Annotated in this window: 20 protein-coding genes; 6 read left to right on the top strand and 14 right to left on the bottom strand. The window is 47.6% G+C overall.

Features of this window, described 5'->3' with window-relative positions:
* Positions 1-8: 8 nt before the first annotated feature.
* Entirely contained in the window at positions 9-689 is a 681-nt protein-coding gene (locus ACYVEA_RS04015) for a response regulator transcription factor (protein ID WP_461112039.1), read from the bottom strand.
* A 237-nt stretch (positions 690-926) separates the two neighbouring features.
* Here ACYVEA_RS04015 and ACYVEA_RS04010 point away from each other — a divergent pair, with 237 nt between their 5' ends.
* From ACYVEA_RS04010 to ACYVEA_RS04000, 3 genes are all read left to right on the top strand, one after another.
* Entirely contained in the window at positions 927-2249 is a 1323-nt protein-coding gene (locus tag ACYVEA_RS04010) for a TolC family protein (protein ID WP_461112038.1), read from the top strand.
* Between the two features lie 3 nt (positions 2250-2252).
* A complete protein-coding gene (locus tag ACYVEA_RS04005; protein ID WP_461112036.1) occupies positions 2253-3356 on the top strand; it encodes an efflux RND transporter periplasmic adaptor subunit in 1104 nt (367 codons plus the stop codon).
* Positions 3357-3440: 84 nt separating this feature from the next.
* Positions 3441-6587 (top strand): efflux RND transporter permease subunit, encoded by a 3147-nt coding sequence (locus tag ACYVEA_RS04000; protein WP_461112035.1) that lies wholly within the window; start codon positions 3441-3443, stop codon positions 6585-6587.
* Between the two features lie 54 nt (positions 6588-6641).
* On the opposite strand, the gene ACYVEA_RS03995 is transcribed toward ACYVEA_RS04000, so the two are convergent.
* The 3 genes from ACYVEA_RS03995 to rho all read right to left on the bottom strand — a co-directional run bounded on the left by ACYVEA_RS03995 (position 6642) and on the right by rho (position 10326).
* A complete protein-coding gene (locus ACYVEA_RS03995; protein WP_461112034.1) occupies positions 6642-6947 on the bottom strand; it encodes a hypothetical protein in 306 nt (101 codons plus the stop codon).
* 187 nt (positions 6948-7134) lie between these two features.
* Positions 7135-8016, bottom strand: a complete 882-nt coding sequence (locus ACYVEA_RS03990; RefSeq protein WP_461112033.1) for a sterol desaturase family protein — start codon at positions 8014-8016, stop codon at positions 7135-7137.
* Between the two features lie 135 nt (positions 8017-8151).
* The gene (gene rho, locus ACYVEA_RS03985; protein ID WP_461112032.1) at positions 8152-10326 is read right to left on the bottom strand and encodes a transcription termination factor Rho; all 2175 of its coding nucleotides are present in this window, start codon (positions 10324-10326) and stop codon (positions 8152-8154) included.
* A gap of 606 nt (positions 10327-10932) precedes the next feature.
* Between rho and ACYVEA_RS03980 the strand changes: the two genes are divergently transcribed.
* From ACYVEA_RS03980 to lptC, 3 genes are read left to right on the top strand one after another with little or no spacing between them, the layout of a single operon-like run.
* Positions 10933-11727 carry a type III pantothenate kinase gene (locus tag ACYVEA_RS03980; protein ID WP_461112031.1) on the top strand — a complete coding sequence of 265 codons (795 nt, stop codon included), beginning with the start codon at positions 10933-10935 and terminating at the stop codon, positions 11725-11727.
* Positions 11684-12985, top strand: coding sequence for a hypothetical protein (locus tag ACYVEA_RS03975; protein WP_461112030.1), 1302 nt, complete (start codon positions 11684-11686; stop codon positions 12983-12985). Before ACYVEA_RS03980 ends, ACYVEA_RS03975 begins: the two co-directional genes overlap by 44 nt.
* A gap of 59 nt (positions 12986-13044) precedes the next feature.
* Positions 13045-13593, top strand: a complete 549-nt coding sequence (gene lptC, locus ACYVEA_RS03970; protein ID WP_461112942.1) for an LPS export ABC transporter periplasmic protein LptC — start codon at positions 13045-13047, stop codon at positions 13591-13593.
* A 56-nt stretch (positions 13594-13649) separates the two neighbouring features.
* On the opposite strand, the gene ACYVEA_RS03965 is transcribed toward lptC, so the two are convergent.
* The 10 genes from ACYVEA_RS03965 to ACYVEA_RS03920 form a co-directional block, all read right to left on the bottom strand.
* A complete protein-coding gene (locus ACYVEA_RS03965) occupies positions 13650-14069 on the bottom strand; it encodes a c-type cytochrome (protein WP_461112029.1) in 420 nt (139 codons plus the stop codon).
* A complete protein-coding gene (locus ACYVEA_RS03960) occupies positions 14066-14737 on the bottom strand; it encodes an SCO family protein (protein WP_461112028.1) in 672 nt (223 codons plus the stop codon). The genes ACYVEA_RS03965 and ACYVEA_RS03960 overlap by 4 nt, the downstream gene beginning before the upstream one ends.
* On the bottom strand, positions 14703-15158 hold the full coding sequence (locus ACYVEA_RS03955; protein WP_461112027.1) for a viral A-type inclusion protein: 456 nt from the start codon (positions 15156-15158) through the stop codon (positions 14703-14705). The genes ACYVEA_RS03960 and ACYVEA_RS03955 overlap by 35 nt, the downstream gene beginning before the upstream one ends.
* A gap of 40 nt (positions 15159-15198) precedes the next feature.
* Complete coding sequence (gene recN, locus ACYVEA_RS03950; protein WP_461112026.1) at positions 15199-16872, bottom strand: DNA repair protein RecN; 1674 nt, start codon at positions 16870-16872, stop codon at positions 15199-15201.
* Between the two features lie 105 nt (positions 16873-16977).
* Positions 16978-17892 (bottom strand): type IX secretion system protein PorD, encoded by a 915-nt coding sequence (gene porD, locus ACYVEA_RS03945; protein WP_461112025.1) that lies wholly within the window; start codon positions 17890-17892, stop codon positions 16978-16980.
* 63 nt (positions 17893-17955) lie between these two features.
* A complete protein-coding gene (gene coaBC / locus ACYVEA_RS03940; protein ID WP_461112024.1) occupies positions 17956-19182 on the bottom strand; it encodes a bifunctional phosphopantothenoylcysteine decarboxylase/phosphopantothenate--cysteine ligase CoaBC in 1227 nt (408 codons plus the stop codon).
* Between the two features lie 107 nt (positions 19183-19289).
* Entirely contained in the window at positions 19290-19604 is a 315-nt protein-coding gene (locus tag ACYVEA_RS03935) for a DNA-directed RNA polymerase subunit omega (protein ID WP_093833795.1), read from the bottom strand.
* Between the two features lie 79 nt (positions 19605-19683).
* On the bottom strand, positions 19684-20586 hold the full coding sequence (locus tag ACYVEA_RS03930; protein ID WP_461112023.1) for an outer membrane protein assembly factor BamD: 903 nt from the start codon (positions 20584-20586) through the stop codon (positions 19684-19686).
* 124 nt (positions 20587-20710) lie between these two features.
* Positions 20711-21370 carry a T9SS type A sorting domain-containing protein gene (locus ACYVEA_RS03925; RefSeq protein WP_461112022.1) on the bottom strand — a complete coding sequence of 220 codons (660 nt, stop codon included), beginning with the start codon at positions 21368-21370 and terminating at the stop codon, positions 20711-20713.
* A 93-nt stretch (positions 21371-21463) separates the two neighbouring features.
* Positions 21464-23317 carry an OstA-like protein gene (locus tag ACYVEA_RS03920; RefSeq protein WP_461112021.1) on the bottom strand — a complete coding sequence of 618 codons (1854 nt, stop codon included), beginning with the start codon at positions 23315-23317 and terminating at the stop codon, positions 21464-21466.
* Between the last annotated feature and the right edge of the window lie 27 nt (positions 23318-23344).

Here is a 23344-nt window from a genome sequence, read left to right as displayed (position 1 = left end):
AGGTAAATCTATAGGCCTGATCTCAGCAGATAGCCTACGCCCATAGCTGTATGAATCAATTTGTGGTCGAACCCGCGATCTATTTTCTTTCGTAAAAAATTAATATATACCTCGACTTTGTTGGTATTGCAGGCCGTACTGTTATCCCATACTTTTTCTAGAATCTGCGCTTTCGAGACAACGCGTCCGGCATTTTCGACCAGAAAAGCGAGTAACTGAAATTCTCGGGCGGTTAAACTGATACGTTTACTGGCACGATACGCTACTTTTTCGGCGACATTCAGTTCCAGGTTATCAATGCTCAGAATGGTAGGCGAATTGAAACCACCCGTTCGCCGACGGTGTAGCGCGTAAATCCGAGCCAGCAATTCATCGGGGTCGCAAGGGCGCCCTACATAGTCGTCGGCACCAGCGTATAAGCCCTTGGCTTTGTCGGCCGGTGCATTCAGATTTGATAATAGCAGCACAGGCGTTGAGTCGTTTTCCTGTCGAAGTCGTCTAATTACGTCGAAACCATCCATCCGGGGCAACTGCGTGTCCAGTAAAATCAGGTCGAAACGAGCGTGCAGCGCCATGGCCAACCCTGTGTATCCGTCGGTAGCCACCTTCATGGTGTACTGGCGTTCCACTAAGGTTCTGTGTAGGAAGTCGAGATAGTCAGAATCACTTTGAATTAAAAGAATTTTCATACGCCGATGCCCTAAAATATAATTGAACCGCAAATGTGAGGGGCTAACTTTAAATCGGCTTTAAAGGAATATTAAAACTTCTTTAAAATTTAATTGTATGATTATGAGAAGAATATGGATTGAGAATGATTTTTATTTTTTTAAGAATTAATTAATAAAGCTTTAACCAGACCTTAACCACGGGGTTGCTACTTGCCGCCCAAACCAGCCGGATCTTATTCGGCCAATATGTAGCTTATGTCTCGTTTTCAACTTATTCGTATCCGTATCATCGGCCTTTTGCTGAGTGGACTTGGTGCCTGTTCACCGCTACTGGCGCAAACGACCGTAGCCGCGCCCGACACCATTCGACAAAGCCTGCCGCAACTCGAACAGAAGTTTGTGGAGCGCAATTTTCAACTGATTGCCCAACGCTATCAGATCGATATCGCTGACGCAGCCATCACGCAGGCTGGCTTACGCCCTAATCCGAACCTGTGGTTTCAGGGTAATTTATACAATCCCGGTACGCACAAGTTTTTGCAGTATGGTCCGCCTTCGCAGGCTGATAAAGATGCTGGCATCTATAATAGCGGCTATTACGCCGTTCAATTGCAGCAGGTGATTTTGCTCGCGGGTAAACGTAGTAAGCTGGTAGCCCTGGCCGAAAGTAATAAATCACTGGCCCGGCTGGCGTTTCGTGATATCATGCGAACACTTCATTATCAGCTCTATACAACCTATGCCAATCTGTTTTATGATTTACAGGGGCTAAACCTGTTTGACGAGGAAATAGCGCGGCAGCAGCGCTTGCTTGAATCCTATCGAATTGCACTCCGAACGGGGGGCGTAGCGGCTTATGAGGTAACCCGGCTGGAAGTGGCGATACGTGATCTTCAGGCCAACAGTGCGAATTATCGGACGCAAATTGCTGATGACCAGGCGACTCTTCGCGTTTTACTACGTCAACCGGATAAGACGTTTATTATGCCGACCGAACTGCCACCCTTGAAGATAACCCTTCCTGCGCTGGCCACGGCACTCGACTCTGCCCAGACAAACCGACCCGACATTAGTCTGTCGCAGGAGCAGATCAACAATGCTCAACGTAGCGTGGCCCTGGAAAAAGCCCGGCGTACGCCCGATTTGACAACGGGTCTGTTATTCGAGAAGTATGGGAATGCCTACAATAACTTTACCGGCTTCCAGCTAGCTATGGACCTGCCGGTACGAAACCGAAATCAGGGCGCTATTCGGTCGGCAGAAACGACCCTTAAAAGCGTGACGGGCGGCCTGGAAAATCAGCAGATTGTTGTGCAGAGCGATGTTCTGAATGCCTATGATAAACTGAACACGTACTATGCGCAACTGAACGCCCGGCCCGAAGGCTACCTGGATCGTATTCAGAATATTTCGGTAGAGGCAACCAAGGCTTATAATGCCCGTACGATTGGGTTGCTGGATTATCTGGACAAAATCAGGACGTATCAACAGGCGCAACTCAACAACATAAATCTGCTGAATAATCTCTTCAACACGCAGCAGTTACTGAATTATACCACCAACACGAGATTCTTTTAAGGCATGAAAAAAGTACTCTGTGCCCTGGCCGTTGGGTTGACAATGGCTGCCTGCGGACATAAAAATGAGGAGACAGAGAAGGCGCCAACGTCCAGTGCCGACTCTAGCAGCAGCTACCTGACGGATTCGGTTCGGCAAATGAATCCCGAAGACGAGCTGACCCTAAATGGCACGGTCACCTTCGACCAGGACAACGTAGTACGCGTATTTCCACTCGTTAGTGGGAACGTTCAGAAGACGACTGCCTCGCTGGGTGCTTATGTTCAGAAGGGACAGGACCTGGCGCTTATTCGCTCGGGTGACATTTCCACCTATACCAACGATTATCAGGCCGATAAATCGGATCTGGAGGTAGCTCAGCAGCAACTTAAGAACGTATCGGCGCAGTATAAAGCCGGCTTTGCCTCGGAAACGGATTTTCTGACAGCCAAAAATAATGTCAAAAAGGCGCAGGATGAACTGAGTAAATCGTCGAATATTCTCCGGGTATACGGAGGCAGCACGGCCGGAACGGGCGAACCTTCTTTTGCCGTCAAAGCGCCGATCTCGGGCTACATTGTCGAGAAAAACGTCAATACCGGGCAGGACTTACGAGCTGATAATCAGAACCCGCTCTATACCATATCCAGCCTGCAGCAAATATGGGTACTAGCCAATGTATATGAACAGGATATTCCCGAAATCAAGCAGGGACAACCGGTTGATATTCAGGTGCTGGCTTATCCCGACAAAATATTTAAAGGGGTTATCAGCAACGTGAGCAGCGTGCTCGATGAACAGGCGCGGGTGCTGAAAGTCCGGATCGTCCTTCCTAACCAGAATGGGCTGCTGAAACCTGATATGTTCGCTACCATTCATGTTCACCTGCCCAACGCCAACGTATCGAACGGCGCTAAGTCGCTGGCCGTTTCGCAGAAAGCCGTCGTCTTCGACCGCGACCATTACTACGTTATCGTACAGACGGGCAAGAACAAATATGAAGTGCGGGAAGTAAACGTGATGAAGAATACGACGCGGTATGCCTTCGTGTCGGGTGGTAATCTCAAGCCCGGCGATACCGTCGTGACGGAAGGTAGTTTGTTGTTATACAATGATTTAACGGACTAAATAAAGTCGCTAGCTGTCAGTCAGGAGTCGAACGTAACAACTTGATACTACCTGTTGACTAACGACTAGTGACTGTCGACTATCATGAACAAATTCATCCGCAGCATAATCACCTTCGCGCTTACGAACCGCTTCGCCGTCTTTTTCGGTATTGCGCTGATCATTGTTGGGGGCGTTGTGGCATTTTTGAATACGCCCGTCGAAACATTCCCCGACGTAACGAACACAAACGTGGTTGTCATCACGCAGTGGCCCGGTCGTTCGGCCGAAGAAGTCGAACGGTTCGTGACCTTACCCCTCGAAACGGAACTCAACTCGGTGCCGCGTAAAAGCACCCTACGTTCCGTTTCGCTGTTTGGCCTGTCGGTCGTTACTATGATTTTCGAGGATGGTGTCGACAATTTTACGGCCCAGACCAACGTAGCGAATCGTCTGGCTGCCGTGGACCTGCCTAATGGCGTTTCGGCCGAAGTGGAGCCTCCATATGGCCCTACAGGCGAGATTTATCGCTTCACATTAGAAAGCAAGGACAAGGACGTAACGGAACTGAAAACGATTCAGGACTGGGTGATCGAACGGCAAATCAAGAGTGTACCGGGCATTGCCGACGTCGTGAGTTTTGGCGGTAAGGTCAAAACGATTGAAGTTAGCCTGAATCCAACGTTGCTGGCCAACTACGGCTTCACGGCTCTAGACGTCGATCAGGCGATTCAATCGAGCAATATCAACGTTGGCGGGGATGTCATCAAGCAGGGAAATCAGGCCCTTGTTGTGCGGGGTATCGGCCTGCTGACCAAGCCCGAGGACGTAGCCGGAATTATCATCGACAACGTCAATGGGGTACCGATTAAGGTGCGTGACGTAGCAACAGTTAAGGAAAGCTTTCAGCCTCGTCTGGGTATTGTCGGGCGCGACAAGCAGGACGACGTCGTGGAATGTATTGTGGTGATGCGAAAAGGTGAAAATCCCAATGACGTTATCCCAGCATTAAAAGCTAAAATCGACGAGTTGAATAATCAGATTCTGCCGAAAGATGTCAAGATAAAGACATTCTACGATCGCACTACGTTAAATAACTACACCTTACATACGGTTGGTGAGAACGTATTGACGGGTATTTTCCTGGTCACGCTCATCCTGCTGATCTTCCTGGCCGACTGGCGTACTACACTTACGGTTGCCATTGTTATTCCGCTGGCTTTGTTGTTCGCTTTCATCTGCCTTCGCCTGAAAGGCATGACGGCCAATCTGCTCAGCATTGGCGCCCTGGATTTCGGGATTATCATCGACGGAGCTGTGGTCATGGTTGAGGGCTTGTTTGTGATGCTGGCGCACCGAGCGGCCCAAATGGGCATGATGAAATTCAATAGTCGGGCCAAACTGAGCTGGATTGCTCAGAATGCAACGGAACTGGGTAAATCCATTTTTACCTCGAAAATCATTATCATCACGGCTCTGCTGCCGATTTTTACCTTTCAGAAAGTAGAGGGTAAGTTATTCAGCCCACTGGCCTGGACAATCGGGTTTGCCTTGACGGGTTCGCTCATTGTCAGCCTGACGCTGATTCCGTTGCTGTGTAGTTTGCTGCTCAACAAGCAGGTACGTGAACGGCACAATCCGGTGGTAAATGGACTGGAACGCGCCTATGTCCCCGCGCTAAACTGGGCGATTCGCCAGCCCGTTTCCATCATTTCCATCGCGATGGGTGCGTTGGGGTTTTCTGTGTATCTGTTCCTGTTTCACATCGGGTCAGAATTTTTGCCACAACTAAATGAAGGTTCTATTTACGTGCGGGCCAGCCTGCCGTATTCGGTGTCGCTGGATGAGAGCTATGCCTACACCCGAAAATTCCGGGCGATTTTTGAGGAATTTCCAGAGGTGCGGGGTGTCATTTCGCAGACCGGACGTCCGAACGACGGCACCGATCCTACTGGCTTCTTTAATAATGAGTTTTTTGTGGACCTCTATCCGAAAGAAGAGTGGAAACGCAACGTATCAAAAGACGAGTTAGTGGCGCAGATGCAACAGAAACTGGCCCGTTTTCGAGGGGTTTCTTTCAACTTTTCGCAACCGATTTCCGATAACGTCGAAGAAGCTGTATCGGGGGTGAAAGGCTCGATGGCGATCAAAATCATTGGGCAGGACCTGAACGTATTGGACAAAGAAGCGACGAAGGTGTTTACTATTATGAAGACCGTTCCAGGCGTGAGTGATCTGGGCGTCTTCCGTAACCTCGGCCAGCCGGAGTTTCGCATTCAGCTCGACCCGCAGAAACTGGCGCTCTATAACGTGCCAACCGACGTAGCCCAATCGGTAATTGAAACCGCGATTGGCGGTAAAACCGTAACCCAGTTTTACGAAGGTGAACGGCATTTCGACATCAAAGTTCGGTACGATGAGCGGTTTCGGTACTCGCCCGAACTGATTGAAAATCTGATGGTCCCAACGCGGTCAGGCAGTAAGATTCCGCTTAAGGAGCTTGCTGATATTGGTACTCGGTCGGGGCCAGCCTTTGTGTACCGCGAAAACAATGCCCGTTTCATCGCCATCAAATTTTCGGTACGTGATCGCGACCTCGGCAGCACCATTGCCGACGCCCAGAAGCGGGTAGGGGATCAGGTGAAACTGCCCGATGGATTTCAGATGCGTTGGGCGGGTGAGTTCGAAAACCAGACGCGGGCCGAGCGTCAGTTGGCAATTGTAGTGCCTATTAGCATTACGATTATTTTCATGATTCTCTTATTCACTTTCGGAAGTGCGCTCGATGCTACGTTGATTATCCTGAACGTACCATTTGCGCTTATTGGTGGTATGCTCGCCCTTTGGCTGACGGGTATTAACTTTAGCATATCGGCAGGCGTGGGCTTTATCTGCCTGTTTGGTGTATCGGTGCAGGATGGCGTCATTCTGATTAACCGATTCAAGGAAAACCTGCATAACAAATTGCCCATTAGCGAAGCCATTCGGGAAGGGGCCCTAACTCGGGTACGACCGGTTGTGATGACGGCCATGATGGCTTCTCTCGGCTTGTTGCCAGCCGCTTTGTCAACGGGGATCGGCTCTGAAACACAAAAGCCACTGGCTGTTGTCATGATTGGTGGCCTGATGACCTGTACGGTGCTGTCGCTACTGATTTTACCTGTTACGTACGAACTGATTCACAGTCGGCGCGCACGAAAAGAAATGGCGCGGCACGAGTCCAAGGCCGTTGAGTTACCGCATCATTCATAACAAACGAAGCAGGCAGGTTACTCAACCTGCCTGCTTCGTTTTTACATTATAGTTCTATCGCCAGTAACCGGGTACCCAAACATAGCCTCGACGGCGTGCTACCCAGTAACCGGGTACCCATACTGCTCGCGGTCGTGGAGGAGCAACCCAGTAACCGCCGTGCCAACGATAACTGTTGCGGTAGGGTCTCCATTCTTCGGCTACCCATCTATGGCGCGGAGAAGGTGCCGGTGGGTGAGCAATTACTACGTGCGGTCTTGGTACAACAAGTCGTTGTCGTACATACACCTGAGCATTCGTATACGCAACTGAAGCGATGAACAGACTAGCGAAAAGCAGACTTTTGAGGGCGATTTTCATAACGTTTTAGAATTAAAGTTAAAACTGTTATTAGGTTGCCAGTCGGGCATGCTGAGCTAGACAAGTCAGCATTGATAATATAGAATAACTATACTTTGCTGCTTAGAGTTAAAATGTGCCATTGAGTTTAAAGTAGAAAACGTTAAAAAGACGTGTAAGCTGTTCGCCTTGGTCAAAGACTACCAGCTTATACATCTTTCATAACCCGCTTCTGATTCGCCCGCAACTCCTTCGTTGTTTTTCTGGAACCATCGTGACTCCAACCGGGCGGTCCGAAAATATAGCCTAACGCAGCCCGAAATGAGTCTGCCCGACGGATATCCTGACCAATGGCGATCCATTCGTGGAAGGCAATACGTACTGGATTATGGGAACCAACATTTGTAGTTAGTCCGTAGGTAGGGCGGTTTCGTTCTAACTCGAAGGTGCCAAATAAGCGATCCCAGATGATAAGTACGCCCGCGTGATTTTTGTCTAAATAATTCAGGTCAGAGCCGTGGTGCACTCGATGGTGCGATGGTGTATTAAAAATGTACTCAATCGGGGCCGGAAGTTTAGTAATGTGTTCGGTATGAATCCAGAATTGGTATAACAAACTGATGGCCTGCATGGTCATAACGGCGACCGGCGAAAACCCGATTAATGGTAACCAGATCCAGAAAATGAAAGCACCCGTGATGTTCCCCGTCCAGGTTTGGCGCAGAGCCGTACCCAGGTTGTATTTCATGGATGAATGATGTACTACGTGCGATGCCCAGAAGTACCGGCTGCTGTGGCTAATTCGATGGAACCAGTAGTAGCTGAAATCGTCGGCAAAAAACAGAATAACCCACGCCCACCACTGGGTCATGTCGACGGTGAAAAGCCGAAATTGGTAAACCAGCGAATACGTACCAAATACGATAGCTTTCCCGACAATCCCGATAAGTACGTTGCCAATCCCCATCGCCAAACTGCTGGCTGTGTCTTTGGCGTCGTAATAATCTTTTTGCTGAATCGCTGTGATAATAACCTCCGCAACCAACAGAATGACAAAGCCAGGGATAGCATACTGAATCAGATCTCTCATAGGTTTTCTGATTTTTATGCAAGTTAATGCCTTTTAAATGCAAAGCGCACAAAGGATTATGCTGTGTCCACAGAGACGTAAAACATGTGGACACAGCATAACCCTTTGTGCGCTTTGCGTTTAGCTATATGAATTCTACCGATTCATCGAAATCAGGAACTCTTCGTTGCTACGTGTCCCTTTCATATGGCCAAGCAGGAAGTCCATGCTTTCCATCGGATTCATATCCGACATGTGTTTGCGTAGAATCCAGACGCGTTGCAGGGTTTCCTTGTCTAACAGCAGGTCTTCGCGCCGTGTACCCGATGCCATGACATCGATGGCTGGATAAACTCGCTTGTTCGCCAGCTTGCGGTCGAGCTGAAGTTCCATGTTGCCGGTACCTTTGAATTCTTCAAAGATTACCTCATCCATTTTCGAACCCGTGTCGATCAGGGCGGTAGCGATAATGGTCAGCGAACCACCATTCTCCACGTTCCGGGCTGCACCAAAAAAGCGTTTGGGGCGGTGAAGGGCGTTTGCATCTACACCACCCGACAAAATCTTACCCGACGAAGGCACGACCGTATTGTAAGCCCGCGCCAGACGCGTAATGGAATCCAGTAGAATCACTACGTCGTGACCGCATTCAACCATTCGCTTTGCTTTTTCGAGAACCATGCTCGATACCTTCACGTGCCGGTCGGCCTGTTCATCGAATGTGGAGGAGATTACTTCAGCATTCACGCTACGGGCCATATCGGTCACTTCTTCAGGACGTTCGTCGATCAGTAACACGATCAGATACACCTCTGGATGGTTCTTCGTGATGGCATTGGCAATCTCTTTCAGTAAAACGGTCTTACCCGTTTTAGGCTGTGCAACGATCATGCCGCGTTGTCCTTTGCCAATAGGGGCAAACAAATCCAGTACGCGCGACGAGTAATTATCGGGGCGGTTGCTCAGATGAAGCTGCTCTTCGGGGAAAAGGGGAGTCAGGTATTCGAACGGAATCCGATCCCGGATTTCTTCGGTTGTTTTACCATTTACAGTCGAAACACGTAGCAGCGCAAAATATTTTTCACCTTCCTTGGGTGGACGGATAGCGCCACGAACGGTATCGCCCGTTTTCAGGCCGAACAGTTTAATTTGTGAGGGCGATACATAAATATCGTCCGGGCTGGCCAGGTAGTTGTAATCAGCTGATCGAAGGAAGCCATAACCACCATCCTGCATTATCTCCAGAACGCCCTCATTGTCGATGATACCATCGAACTCACGAATGTGTTGATTATACTGGCGACGGATGCGGTTCTGGTATTCCTGCGCTTCCCGAGCCGGTTGCGACTGTGGAGCCGGTTGCTCGGTTTCGGGTTGAGGTTGTTGAACTGCCTGCGTTTCGGCTGGTGAACTAACCGCTTCAACCTCCGAATTGACAACAGAAACCGGCGTTTTACCCGAAGACTGCATATTGGCTGCGTTGTCTTCCGTTACGACCGTTGGCGTCATGAACTCCTCATCAGCCTGGCCGCCGTAGTTTAGCCCTGTTTCGTCGGTTACTATGCGTTGGGTACGCGGCCGTTGATCACGTCGCTGGGCGTTATCACGCTGACCTGAACCTGCCTCACGGTTAGTGTCTAAACGTTGCCGATTATTGTCTGGCCGAGCGTTCACATCGCGTGATCCTGACTGGGTATTTTCGGGCCGTTGTATCCGTTGTCGGTTATTATCTGGCCGAGCGTTCACGTCGCGTGGCCCGGATGGGTTACCATTCGTACGATTTCGGTCGTTACGTGGATTCCCGGCTTGGAAAGGCCGTTCCGGACGATCTGTTGTGGACAAGTTACTACCATTGCGGTTGGGCCGATTCTCGACACCATTCTGCGCTGGTTGGCCTGCTTCGCTTTGGCGCTCTTCAGGAACTGTGGTGGGTTCCGATATGGCCGGTGCGGGCGTGCTTTCGGTCACTTCAGGGACTGCTGCCGCTGGCTGCTCAGAACTGACAGCCGCATCGGTAGCTGCAACCTCCCGACGAACACGCTGCCGGGGCTTGGCTGTATCTGGTGTAGCGACTACAGTTTCGACGGGTAGGCTCATTTGCGCTGGATCAGACGTAGCAGCCGGTTTTATCCGACGACCACGCTTGGGCGCTTCATCAACAGCCGCGGTTGCCTCAGGTATTTCGGGCCCGGGTTTCTCAGACTGTTGTTTTATAATTTCGTAAACAAGTTTTTCTTTCGTGAATTTGGCAATGTTGCGGATGCCAAATTGCTCGGCAATGGGGTGAAGCTCCGAGAGAAGCTTCATATCTAATTCTTCTTTCTTAAACATACAGGTCAGGTTAGCAATAAACCTTGAAAGGACCGCTGGAGCGGCAAGGATGGAAATTGGGGATTGTGAAATATGAAACAGCCAGTTTGACAGGCAGGCTATCAGGCCATATTATAGGCTCGTGGGGCTTTATGATTAATAAATCAAAGTAACCTCAACTAATTCAAGTAATTACGTGATGAAAATAAAACTATACTATAAACTGGGATGATTTACCTGATCCAAACACAAAGGTCTGGTGGGGCCAGACACGGTGGTTATCAAAACGTTTGGAAAACTGCGGTGCGACGTTTTGTTGGTTCGCCGTTGCGACGGTTTGCCGTAATGGCTACAGGCTGCTGCTTTGATGAAAGCACTACCTGTCGACCGGATTGATGGTGACAAAGGTAGTAGTTTGATCTGGTTTTGTCAATAGAACGTTATTCGCTAATAAATGTTTCCAGTTCTGAAATAAAATAATGGCAACAAGAAAACGGTCGCTCTGTTGACAGCCATTCTGGTCTTATGCTACGTGGCGATCCAGGTAGGGACAATTGCATCGTTAAAAAAACTTAAAACGCTGAGCGCGTATAAATTTTGCCTTTAAATCAACGTTCACTCTTTCGTATGGGAATAAATAGGAACCCTACCCAATGGCTAACTACATTGAATCTGGTTGTAGACTGGGGTAATTCAAGTCTGAAAACAGGTTGGTTCGATGGCTCAACGTTGACTGAAACCGGTCGGTATGAATCGCCGGATGAATTGGTAGTCGATCTTGAAAATCGTTCTGTAGACCATATGCTAGTGTCATCAACCAGTCGACCGGCTGATGAGATACGTACTCAATTAGCCGGTTTAAAAACTGATTTTTGGTTGTTGGATAGCCAAACAGCAGTGCCTATACGTAAGGCCTATGATACGCCCACCACGCTTGGAACTGACCGAATTGCGGCTGTAGCAGGCGCAGTAAGCTTATTTCCAGGACAAGATTGTTTGGTGTTTGATTTAGGTACGTGCCTGACCGCTGACTTTATCGATCAGGATGCCGTCTTCCAGGGCGGGCTAATTTCGCCGGGGCTACATATGCGTTTTCGGGCCATGCATGAACAAACGGCCCGACTGCCGTTGGTTGATCTGGCTAGTGAATGGCCTGGGCTGACCGCGAAGAATACAAAGCAGGCAATGCAGAGTGGCGCGATGAATGGGCTACTGTTTGAGATGAACGGCATCATCGACATGTATCGTCAGCAAAGGCCGGGTATTGTGGTGCTGGCATGTGGTGGTGATGCGGCTTCCTTTGAAAGTCGTCTTAAACAGCCGATATTTGCAGTGCCTGAATTGGTGCTGATTGGATTGAATCGAATTTTACGCTATAATGTTGAAAATATACAAGCGAATACGCCAGACGTTAACGCATAGTTTGCTGGCCGTTGCCGCGACATCGCCGATTGTGCTGGCACAGGGATTGGGTAATTCACCTTACTCTGCTCTGGGCGTCGGAGAATTATACAGCCCGGCTAACGTAACGAATATGGGCATGGGCGAAGTGGGTATCAGCAATGCCAGTGCCTTCTACCTGAATCTGCAAAACCCTGCACTACTAGCCCGTCGAACCCGTTTTACGGTATTTGAGGTGGGCCTGATCGGGCAATCGACCGCTATTAGCCAGAACCTGAGCAATACGGTCAAAAAACAAAATAACTTTGCTGGTAATCTAAGCTATCTGGCTCTTTCGTTTCCTGCCAATTCGCGTTGGAATATGTCGATTAGCCTGAAGCCGTACACCTACGTTAACTACAGTATTCAGCAAACGGCTGATCTACAGGGTACTACCAATAGCGCAGTGTATAATTATACAGGCCGCGGTGGCTTGAATAAAGCGACGTTTGCGAATGGGGTTCGCGTTACCAAAAATATTTACGTCGGCGCAGAGGCTTCGTTTCTCTTTGGTAACATCACGCACTCATCGTCTGCGCTCACATACGATAAATTCAATCCAAACGCTGATAACGTAACGATAACTCGATTGGGACGCACAAATTACAGCGATATCGTCTTTAAATTAGGCGCAGCCTGGCGTCCTAAATTAAGTGATACATGGACGCTTAACGTGGGGGCTACGTATGATCCCAAAATGAATATTAATGCCAATCAGACTGACATCTATCAGCAATCCTATGTAGGGGCCGTGCCCGATACGTTGCGATTGAATTCTAAAGGTAAAGCAACATTGCCAGAGCAGATGCGCGTTGGTATTAGCCTCGAAAAGGGCAATTCATTATTGTTTGGGGTAGATGTAGGTATGCAGAAATGGTCGCAGTATCGTACGGCAGATAACCAGTCCGGAGGCTTGGCTGACGCGATGAATATCGCAGCTGGACTGGAATATACGCCTAAACCAACGTCTAATCGGTATCGTGATTTAATTACTTATCGCGTTGGCTTCCAGTATAATCGCCTTCCGTATCAGGTGAATGGGACCCAGATCAATGATATTAACGGTAGCTTAGGTTTGTCACTGCCGCTGGGCGCTTACTTCGTCAACCACGTAACACTCTCCCTAGTGGGTGGACAGCGGGGTGTATTGACAGGTACACAGATTCGGGAGCAATATGTGCGTATCGCTCTGGGCTTCTCATTGAATGACTGGTGGTTCCGGAAACAGGTTGTTGATTAACTGGTTACTAAAGAATGAAAAATATAGCGTGTAGAATAAAGAATAGAGACGTGACGCGGATAAAGACTGTTTTTTATTCTACACTTTTCATTCTTCATTCTTCATGTCTATTTATAGCCTGCGAAGAGCCTAAGCAGACGAAAAAAGTAATCCCTTATAGCGGACCTATTGAAGAAATTAATGATGTGAAACTGCTGTATAGCGAGGCTGCCAAGTTGAAGGTTCGCTTAACAACCCCCAAGCAGTTTCGGTACATTAATGATGATCGGAAGTATCCCAAACCTGTAAATATTGTTTTCTACAGCCCAACAGGGGAGGAGGTAACGACGCTCCGATCTGACTCGGGCCGCTACGATAAAGCCAAAGATTTATACGTAGTGATGGGTCATGTGGTTGTTATCAATAAGCAGAAACAGGAGAAGCTACTCACCCCCGAACTTTACTGGAAACCACAGACCAAGAAAGTCTATACAGACAAACGAGTGACGATACTGAGCCAGTTAACAGGCGAAAAACTGTACGGAATTGGCCTGGATGCGAATCAGGATTTTTCGCAGTATTCAATCCGAAAACCATCAGGTGTTTTCAACGTTGAACCAGGAATTTAATCGGGTGTTGTCAGTTGCTGGTCAGGCGGTAAAAACTAGAGACTGGCGACTAAAGCCTATTTTACACAAGTGTCTAAGATTGGTGTGACCTCTTTAACGCCGATCAGTTTCTTTTCTCCTCCCCACTCATTGTAGATATACGTAACTAATTCTGCTACTTCCAGGTCGCTGAGCTGTGGTTGGGCGGGCATAGGACGGTTGTAAGGCTTGCCATTAACGACAATCGCTCCTTTCTGGCCGTACCGTATCAAACAAATTACACTGTTTTTATTGGCTAAATAATCTGATCCGGCCAGAGGTGGATACAGAGCCGCCAGCCCTTCACCTTTGTTTTGATGGCAGTTTGCACAATTGTTTTTATAAACCAGAATGCCTTCGGTAATGTATTTCTGCCGCTTAATCTCTTCATCACTCTGGCAGGAAACAAGGACAAAAAGGGTAACGAACACAGATAAAATTCCTGTAAGGCGCATCATTGAGTATACTCGGCCAGCAGCCGGTTCATGTCGTTCATTAGTTTGTCAACACCGGCTTCGGTTGTACCGTCGTAAATGCCCCGAATATGTTTGGCTTTATCGACCAGAATGAACGCACCACTATGGACAACGCCCCCTGGTGCCGACGAATCAGCCTGTGCCGTGACCATATAGCTGTTTTGGCCAATGTCATAAATTTTGTCACGATCTCCCGTAACAAATAGCCATTGGCGACCCGTTACGCCCAGATTTTTAGCAAATTCCTTTAGAACTGCCACTGAATCGTGGGCGGGATCAATGGTGTGCGACAGTAACATTACGTCTGGATTCCCTTTAAATTTCTCGTAAACCCGTTTCAATTGCACCTTCATTTTTGGGCAGATGGTTGGGCAACTGGTGAAGAAAAAATCGGCTACATAGATTTTGTTGTCGAGTGTTTTAGCTGTTACCGTATCGCCATACTGACTAACAAACTTGAAATCGGGAATTGTCTGATACGTTGAATCGGTTACTGATTTCCCGTCCACCGTCTTTGTGATGGCCTCCCGCTGGCCCAAGATGGGAAGTTTATCATTTGTCGAAGAGTTACAACTCCACAGCAATGCCGCCAAACTCACCAGGAGCAGATACAGGCTATTTTTTGCCCAGAAACTGTTTCGCCTGTTCAATGCTGGTATTAACTTTTGTTTTAACATCGGATATTTGATCTTTTTGCGCTCCTAAGTAACGCAACGCGTCGTCGGATGAGAGTTTAGCTAACGTATCTCCATTATAGTGACTCATCCAATCCATCATTAAGCTATCGGCAACGAGGAGGTTACGGCTCAAGCGTGAAGCTTGATCTTTTTCTTCGCCAATCCGAACCTCGGCAGTCGCTGAGCCAGTCGTTTTCAAGCTATCGAGCAACGCAATACGTTGTTTGAGTTGCTTCTTCAGTTTCATGATGTCATCGATTTTGGGCATTACTTCATCATGGATAGCAAATACCTCGTTCTCCGTTTCTTTAACAGTTTCCTTCCCCGAGTTACAGCCCCAGAGAACTCCACTAATGCCGAGAACCCCGGCCACTAAAAGCGTCAATTTATACATTGAAAACGGGTGAAATTAAATGTTACTGGTGAGTCTACTTTCATTTCGCTACCGACGTAGCCCCTTGTTTCAAGATTTCACGGGCATTTTTGAGGGCGCTGGTCGATGGATTTTTACCGCCGATCATCTGCGCAATCTCGTTGATACGTTCGTCGAGCGTGAGTTTTCTGATGCGGCTTACGGTTTTATCCGCCGAATGGTCTTTATATACAAAATAGTGTGCGGTACCCTGCCCGGCTATCTGGTGGAGGTGCGTGATGGCAATGATTTGGTGGCTGTGTGCCATATCGCGCATCATGTTGCCCATTTTGATCGCAATTTCGCCTGAAACGCCCGTATCAATTTCGTCGAATACAATGGTGGGCAACGATCGTTTGCTGGCCAGAATGTATTTGATCGCCATCATCAAGCGGGAAAACTCACCGCCCGATGCTACGTTTTTCAGTTGCTGCGGCTTGACGCCCTTGTTCGCACTAAACAAAAATGAAATCGTGTCGGCACCTGTATTTGTCGGTTTGCTCGTTTCAGCCTGTATTTTCAGCGAGGCATTGGGCATGCCAAGCTCCTGAAGTAGACCACCGATCTCGGTCTCAATAGACGACAGAACGGCCTGGCGCGAAGCTGATAAAGTGTCGGCACTGGTCTGAAGTTGAACACGAGCGGCTTCTGTCTGTGCTTTTGCGTCAGCCAAGGCATCATCCAGATTAAGCACTTTACTCACTTTCTGACCAAGATCATTACGTAGCGCAATTAAGCCCGCTACGTCTTTAAGCTGGTGCTTGGCCTGAAGTTGGTAAACCAGATTCAACCGTTCCCGAATAGTTTCAGCCCGTGTGTCATCAATCTCCACGCGATCCTGCTCTGTGCTGATTTCGTCTGCTAAATCACGAAGTTCAATCAGACTACTTTGGGCGCGTTGCAGCAACTGCTCATATTGGTCCGACAACTTACTGATATAGGCGAGATTACTAACCGTACCTTTTAAAAAGTCAATAACTGATTGTTCCGTGTTATCTAAATATTCATAGGCCAATTGTAAGCGTTCTTTTATTTCTTCCGCGTTTTCAAGAATTGTCAGTTCTTGTTCGAGCGATTCCTGCTCGTCGGGCTGCAACTGGGCTTTAATCAGTTCTTCGTAAAGAAAATTATTGTAATCGAACTCCTTACGCATAACTGACGCTTCAACCTTCAATTGGTCATAATGCGTTTTTTTTAAGCGGTAGGACTGATAATCAACGCGGTACAGACGTAGCAGATTGTCATTTTGCGCGTAGACATCCACAATCTCCAGTTGGTATTCGTTTGAGCCAAGAAGCACCGAGTCGTGCTGCGAATGGATATCCATCATCTGACTCGTTACGCGTCGGAGCGTTTCAAGATTCACCGGTGTATCGTTGACAAACGCCCGCGACTTACCGCTGACACTAATTTCCCGGCGAACGATGCACGTACTGGAATAATCTAATTCTTCTTCCTCAAAAATTCGTTCAATACTATACCCTGATACGCCGAATGTACCTTCAATTATGCACTTCTTCTCCGGGTTATATAACACACGCGTATCAGCCCGGTTGCCCAGCAACAAGCCGATAGCGCCCAGCATGATTGATTTCCCCGCCCCGGTTTCGCCCGTGATGATATTCAATTCACGGTCGGGCATGAGTTCGACTTCGTCAATCAGCGCGTAGTTTTTTATTAATAAATGCGATAGCAAAATCAGTGAGTAGTTAGCCGTAAATAGTTATCAGTCGATAGCCGTCAGTCAATAACAATACGCCTGGATCTGGTTTGTTGCTGACGACTAACAACTGGTGATTATTTACTGTCCATCCGTAATTAATTTCCGGTAATTTTCGGTTTTAGCCGGGTCTAAGTAGGAAAGCAGCTCGAACGCTTGTTTACGCTCGGTCGGGGTTCCTTCAAACATAATATTATACAATTCCTGCGACTTAGCATCGAAGAAAGAGTTAAGTAGAACTGAATTCGGTAACTGCAGGCCAATGGTACGAATCATAGACAACAGATCGAGGGTTTGTTTTCGCACCTGTACCGGATTCGTAGCAAAAACATCTAACCCCTGGCGATAATAGGTATAGAGACCGTCGCGAAATGGGATCAACTGCTGATTCTGTAAATTCTCAATGAGCCAGTACCGGTTACGACGGTCACCGCCCGTTTGCCAGGCCCCATTGGGCGACCCCTGTTGAGCCAGGTTGACAATCGAATACGCCCGTTGCACAAATGGATTGCCCCCCTGCTTACTGAACGTATCGTAGTCTACAGCCAATATAACATTGGCATAGAATCCCAGCAGAGAGGTAAGATCGTCGGAGAACTGGTTTTCCCGAAAATAAACGGGTGTTGTTGGTAAATAAACAAAGTTAAAAGAACGATCAACGTAGCTAAAAGTCGTTGATTCATAAGTAGTTCCATAAACAGGTCTGGTTACCGTAATCTGGGCAGTTGCTTCGAAAGCCCCCTGTGCCAATGACTTGACCAGGTTGATATTCATCGAGCAGTTGATACGCTCAGCAACCGTAAACTGGTCATTGCTCCACCGCCGATTATTCATGAAATCGGTAATAATGCCTTTCAACTGGTTTACATACGAGAAATCAGTTTTCTGCTGAGCAAACAACTGGTCTGAGTTGATTGTCACCTGGCAGTTCAGTTCCTGCGCCCGTACTGCGCTGGTCAGACAACATAACAGGACTATTACTTGTATCGATTTCATTGGATTTTCTCTGTAGAACTCTACTCTCTGGCACTGACTTCTTCTGTAAGGAGAACAACTAATTCACATCGATTTTAAGGCATCCCCAATTAACATTACCAGATCCTGTGCTACGTCCTCTTTCGATTTTAAGGCAAATTCATGGGTTTGCTCATCTTTGTCAATAACGGTAATTTTATTCGTATCGTGCCCGAAGCCCGCACCCGCGTCACGCAGTGAATTTAACACAATCCAGTCTAAATTCTTTGCGTAAAGTTTTTTTAATGCGTTCTCATGTTCATTGTCTGTTTCAAGAGCAAAGCCCATTATTAATTGCCCACGTCGTTTCTGAGCCCCTAACGTAGCGGCAATGTCGGTAGTTTTGGTTAACTCAATGGCGAACGTAGTTTCTTTTTTCTTGATCTTTCGGTCTGCCGGATAAGCCGGTGTATAGTCGGCGACGGCTGCGCTCCAAACCGCAATATCGACATCGGCAAAAACGGCCTGTGTAGCTTCGAACATTTCCTGTGCCGACCGAACATCAATGCGTCGAATAGATGGATCAGGAACCGGTAGCGCTGTTGGTCCGCTCACCAATGTGACGTCTGCGCTGGCTTTAGCAAACGCTCTGGCAAGGGCATAGCCCATTTTGCCAGTCGAATGGTTACTGATATAACGTACTGGGTCAATGGATTCCTGTGTTGGTCCTGCCGTTATCAATACTTTCTTTCCCACCAGCCCCCCATACCCGATGCCTCTTGCCCCTTGCTCAAAAAACGTATCAAGAACCTGTAGAATCGTTTCTGGCTCGGCCAGACGGCCTTCGCCAACCAAGCCGCTGGCCAGTTCGCCGTATTCAGCCTGAATAAAATGATTGCCAAACGATGTAAGCCGACGTATATTTTCAACAGTGGTGGGATGAAGGTACATATCCACGTCCATTGCCGGAGCAAAAAATACCGGACATCGCGCCGACAGATAAACCGCTGATAACAGATTATCGCAGAGGCCAGTAGCGCAGCGAGCCAATGTATGCGCTGAAGCGGGTGCTATCACAATGGCATCAGCCCAGAGGCCCAAGTCAACGTGGTTGTTCCAACTGCCATTATCCGTACTAACGAAGGTAGACAGCACTGGTTTCTTCGATAACGTAGCCAGCGTTAGCGGTGTAATAAACATCTGTGCCGATTCTGTCATGACGACCTGCACATCGGCTCCGGCTTTTAGTAAAAGCCGGACTAATAAGGCCGATTTGTAAGCTGAAATGCTTCCCGTTACACCAAGAAGAATTCGTTTGCCCGCTACTGACATATGGCGCTGGGAGTAGGCGTATTTGTGAAAGTATGAAGGGACTAAAACACTAAAACCGCATGGTAAAAACTATACCATGCGGTCCTGAAAATGATAAAAGACTCGCATTACTGCTGAGCTTCCTCGTCGTTATAGCGCCAGTATACTTTGCCTTCCAGAAACTCATCCGTTGCAATGGAGGTTGGTTTGGGCATACGCTCGTAGAATTTCGAAATTTCGATTTGCTCCCGGTTTTCAAATACTTCTTCCAGGTTGTCAACCGCCGAAACAAACTCCGACAATTTGTTACTCAGCTCTTCTTTATTTTTCGACGCGATTTGTCGGGCGCGTTTCGATATAATCGATACCGATTCGTATAGATTTCCGGTATGAGCCGCAATTTTATCGTTGTTGCGGGTAATAATGGATTGATTCGTTGCCATATACTTGGTTTTCAGTACTTGGTTTGTTGTTTACGATTGTGTGCCAGACACTATACAATCGTAAATCAGAAACGGTAAACTATTGATTTGCTGCGGTTACTTTTGCTGGGCGAGTGGCGTCTTTAAGCCTTTCTTTTTCCTTCTCACGCTCCTGTTCCAGTTTGTCCAGCCGTTCAATTTCTTTCTGGCTGGTTTCGTACATCTTCTCCGACTGTTTTAAGAATCGGCTACTAGGGTACTTATCCACAAACGCCTGGTGATAACTGATTGCTTCCTGATAACGTTCCTTCTGCTTGGCTTCCAGACTATTCTGTGCCAGACTAAATTCGGCATCTACTTTTAAGAAGGCTAGCTCTTCGTTGTATTCTGAATCCGGAAAATCTTTCTGAAAGTTATTAATAGAAATTACGGCCGATTTGTAGGAAGCGATATTAAAACCACTGGTTTTGTAATACAACTTCGCTTTTTCGTATGACTTTCGTTCCAGCTTTCCGCGTAAGTCCAGAATCAACTTGGTGCCTTCTTCTTTGTATTTACTATCAGGGTACGTATTAATGAAATCCTGAAGAGCCGAAGTAGCGGTGAGGGTATTGGACTGATCCAGGTTAAACGAGGGCGTGTCTTTGTACAGCGAGTAGGCATACATATACATCGCTTCCTGAGCGTAGTCCGATCGGGCAAAAGTCTCGTAAAACTTCTTGAATAACGTAGCACTCAACAAATATTGCTGTTGCTGATACTGCGTGTAGGCGTAATAAAACTGAGCCATTTCGGACTCTGTGCTGCCTTTAAGTACAGGAATCAACTCCTCGAACAGTAAGCCAGCGCGGTACCAGTCCCCTTTTTTATAGTATTCAACAGCTCCTTTGTATTTTTCATCGTCGCTTCCGCTCTTCTGTAATTTAGAGAACGGACTACACGATCCAAGGAGAAGTAAGACCCCAATACCAAGGAGAGCCCTAACAATATGACGGTGTTGCATATGGGTGCAAAGATACAAAAAAAATACAGGCTACACCGTCTTAACGACGACGTAGCCTGCCATAGTGCCGAGAATGACCAATCACTGGCGGTATTTATGCTATTTTAACAAACAAAGCCAACTCTTATTGATGGCGAACAAGAAGCCGTTTGGTAGCGACCTTTTTTCCATCGACCGAGAGTTGATACAGGTAATAACCTGTATCCAGATGACGTGTTGCAATACGAACTTTTCGCTCGCCACGATCCAGTTCGTGAGCGGCTACAGATTCACCTAATACGTTCAATAAAACTAGTTTAGCTTCATTAACCGGACCGTTAAACTGATAATCCAGTTCTGCGATGTCGTCGGCTGGGTTTGGGTAGGCATTGGAAACCCATAACTTCTCACTCGAATAAAGGCCTCCTTCTTTGTCTTTATTTTCCTGTGTGACTCCTACGCGCGCTTCATTGGAAACAGCGGGTGGGACCTCGTTAGAAACTGCCCGTGCCGTTGGTTTAGTACCTGACTGTGCTATGAGCAACGACCGATAGTGCGCGTTGATTGCCGTGTTCTTGTTTACCGACATGGCCCGATCTAACCCCGATAAGGTTGGATTTGGCGCGATCAAAAACCGCTGGGAGGAAAGGCTAGACGAGCCCGTTTTGCCTGGTGGAGACGTACGACCCAATTCAAGTCGACTTCCTTTACGAGCATCCGAATCCCGCTGGGCGACCTGCGCCTGGAGAGGGATCGTTGCCGCTAGCAAGCCCGTCAATACACCAATAAGTATAATTTGTTTCATGAAAGTCCTCTATGTACACAAATATTCAACACAAACCTATTCAAGATAAAAGACAAAGTCAACGGTTGGTTATCTAAAAAATTGTTAAAAGGGTTAATTAATACCTCTTGGAACCCCTTTTTTAGCTAATGGTTTAATTGCCGATCTATTTTTTAATGGTTTTCTAGTTACTGGCTTCTCCGTTGGTGGTGTTTCCAGCCACAAAACCTGATTCTTGGTTGGTTTTTCTTCCTTTCGCCAACGAAAACCATCCAGTTCCTTGGCATCCTCTGTTATTTCTTTTGGTGGAATTAACTCCGAATCTGGATGTCCATAAAACCGAATTTGCCCGACTTTGTTATCGACAAATTCGATATTCATTTTACTGGATTCAACGTGATTCAAACCAATCATCTTATTTTTTTCGTCAAGCGCGTAATAAAGACTTTGCCCGTTTCCATCCACGAGTACCCGGTCGAGTACCGTTTGCTCCTGAACCGGAGCGGTGCCTGAACCGGGTAATGTGCTTTTGATATCCGATACGCGTTGAGGAGGGGCCTTCGTTGCAATCGCTGAAACGTTACGTGCTGCCGAAGCCATTGTCGACGTTTGCTTACTACCCTTAGGCTTAGACGTATTGGCCGGAATTGTGTCACTACTAATCGCTTTGGTGGTAAAGTAAGCGGTTATGGTACGGCCTTTTATCTGATTAAAATTATTGAGCGTATCGAGTGAGATAACGAACGATTTAGTCTTCAGATACATGGTGTTGATTCGATTGTTTTTGAGAAACGCCTTCATCGAATCGGCTTCCATCTGGTATTTATTCTGACTCCAGACGATGGGTTTTTTATAGAAGTAAATCGTTGAATCAGCCGTATCATAAATGAGTGAGTCGCATTTACTTTGCAGATCCGATTTGTAAATAAATACGTTTTTCTGACCCAGGAGCCGACGGGTATTGGTCAGTTTATTATCGAAAGAAAATAAGGTATCGGCCCGCATATAGAGGGTATCATTCGTGGTTTCGTTGGCCAGACTTTTAGCGACCGCGTGGCCAGTTACCCGCGAAATACCCGCTTTCCCATTATACCGAACATGGTCGCCGGTAATAACGGCTTTTCGGTCTTTGGCAACCATGATGACATTCCCTTTGGCAATGCCCAATTCTGATATATTATCGTAATAGAGCGAATCGCCGGTGAGCCGATATTTAGGCGTATCGACAGTGGCTCGTCGTTGGAAATTTGAGATGCCGGTGATGGTATTGTATTGACCTTCGATAGACGTTAAAACGCCATCTTTATTGACAATTCGCGTCGGCCCCTGGAAAGTCGCGATACGAGTCAGTGAATTGTAGAGCAGTGAATCAGCAGTAAGCGTACCTTTGGGATTTACCAGCTTAACGTTTTGGCGGAAAGTAAAGAGTTTAGATCGGGTATCGTAAAAACCTTCGCGGCTGGTCAGTACGTTTTCCTTGTCGACAATTCGGCCGGGCACGGGGTAGTGAGCCATCCCCGACAGCATGTCGTAGTCAAGCTGGGCCGTGGTCAATGTCATTTTACGATCGCGCATGATGACGCGACCGCGCAGATTCGCCTGGCGAGTATTACCATAATAAAACATGGTATCGCCCTGAACGTTGATGGTGTCCCCCTGTACCAGCCGGACGTTCCCATAGGCTTCGATCACGTTGGTCGTTACGTTTTGTATGGCGAGATTGCAATACATCAGTACGCCTTTGTGTCGCAGTCGAACGTTATTATATAATTTCCGAACGGCCTGTCCAGGGATGTTCATAACGACCAAACTGTCGGCATGGAACAATTCCACTTTATCTGACGCACCACCCGTTGCCGACGGGCGGGCAGGCGTGGGGCTGCCAACCTGCGCTGAGGCAGAGGTAGATACAAACAGAAAACCAAGCCCAATGGAAATGACAAGAAAGTGGGCAATGAGACGAATCATAATGACAAAACTACGGCTTCGAGCCGA

Source organism: Spirosoma jeollabukense, assembly GCF_054777855.1.
The sequence above is the reverse complement of the archived record's forward strand: the minus strand, read 5'-3'. Positions and strand labels throughout refer to the sequence as shown.

Coding starts and splice junctions, on each gene's coding strand:
- ACYVEA_RS04005 (WP_461112036.1), top strand. CDS start 2,253: ATGAAAAAAGTACTCTGTGCCCTGGCCGTTGGGTTGACAATGGCTGCC.
- ACYVEA_RS03955 (WP_461112027.1), bottom strand. CDS start 15,158: ATGTATAAATTGACGCTTTTAGTGGCCGGGGTTCTCGGCATTAGTGGA.
- ACYVEA_RS03925 (WP_461112022.1), bottom strand. CDS start 21,370: ATGAAACAAATTATACTTATTGGTGTATTGACGGGCTTGCTAGCGGCA.
- rho (WP_461112032.1), bottom strand. CDS start 10,326: ATGTTTAAGAAAGAAGAATTAGATATGAAGCTTCTCTCGGAGCTTCAC.
- coaBC (WP_461112024.1), bottom strand. CDS start 19,182: ATGTCAGTAGCGGGCAAACGAATTCTTCTTGGTGTAACGGGAAGCATT.
- ACYVEA_RS03935 (WP_093833795.1), bottom strand. CDS start 19,604: ATGGCAACGAATCAATCCATTATTACCCGCAACAACGATAAAATTGCG.
- ACYVEA_RS03990 (WP_461112033.1), bottom strand. CDS start 8,016: ATGAGAGATCTGATTCAGTATGCTATCCCTGGCTTTGTCATTCTGTTG.
- ACYVEA_RS04010 (WP_461112038.1), top strand. CDS start 927: ATGTCTCGTTTTCAACTTATTCGTATCCGTATCATCGGCCTTTTGCTG.
- ACYVEA_RS03975 (WP_461112030.1), top strand. CDS start 11,684: ATGTTGAAAATATACAAGCGAATACGCCAGACGTTAACGCATAGTTTG.
- ACYVEA_RS03965 (WP_461112029.1), bottom strand. CDS start 14,069: ATGATGCGCCTTACAGGAATTTTATCTGTGTTCGTTACCCTTTTTGTC.
- ACYVEA_RS03930 (WP_461112023.1), bottom strand. CDS start 20,586: ATGCAACACCGTCATATTGTTAGGGCTCTCCTTGGTATTGGGGTCTTA.
- ACYVEA_RS04000 (WP_461112035.1), top strand. CDS start 3,441: ATGAACAAATTCATCCGCAGCATAATCACCTTCGCGCTTACGAACCGC.
- ACYVEA_RS04015 (WP_461112039.1), bottom strand. CDS start 689: ATGAAAATTCTTTTAATTCAAAGTGATTCTGACTATCTCGACTTCCTA.
- ACYVEA_RS03980 (WP_461112031.1), top strand. CDS start 10,933: ATGGGAATAAATAGGAACCCTACCCAATGGCTAACTACATTGAATCTG.
- ACYVEA_RS03995 (WP_461112034.1), bottom strand. CDS start 6,947: ATGAAAATCGCCCTCAAAAGTCTGCTTTTCGCTAGTCTGTTCATCGCT.
- porD (WP_461112025.1), bottom strand. CDS start 17,892: ATGAAATCGATACAAGTAATAGTCCTGTTATGTTGTCTGACCAGCGCA.
- ACYVEA_RS03920 (WP_461112021.1), bottom strand. CDS start 23,317: ATGATTCGTCTCATTGCCCACTTTCTTGTCATTTCCATTGGGCTTGGT.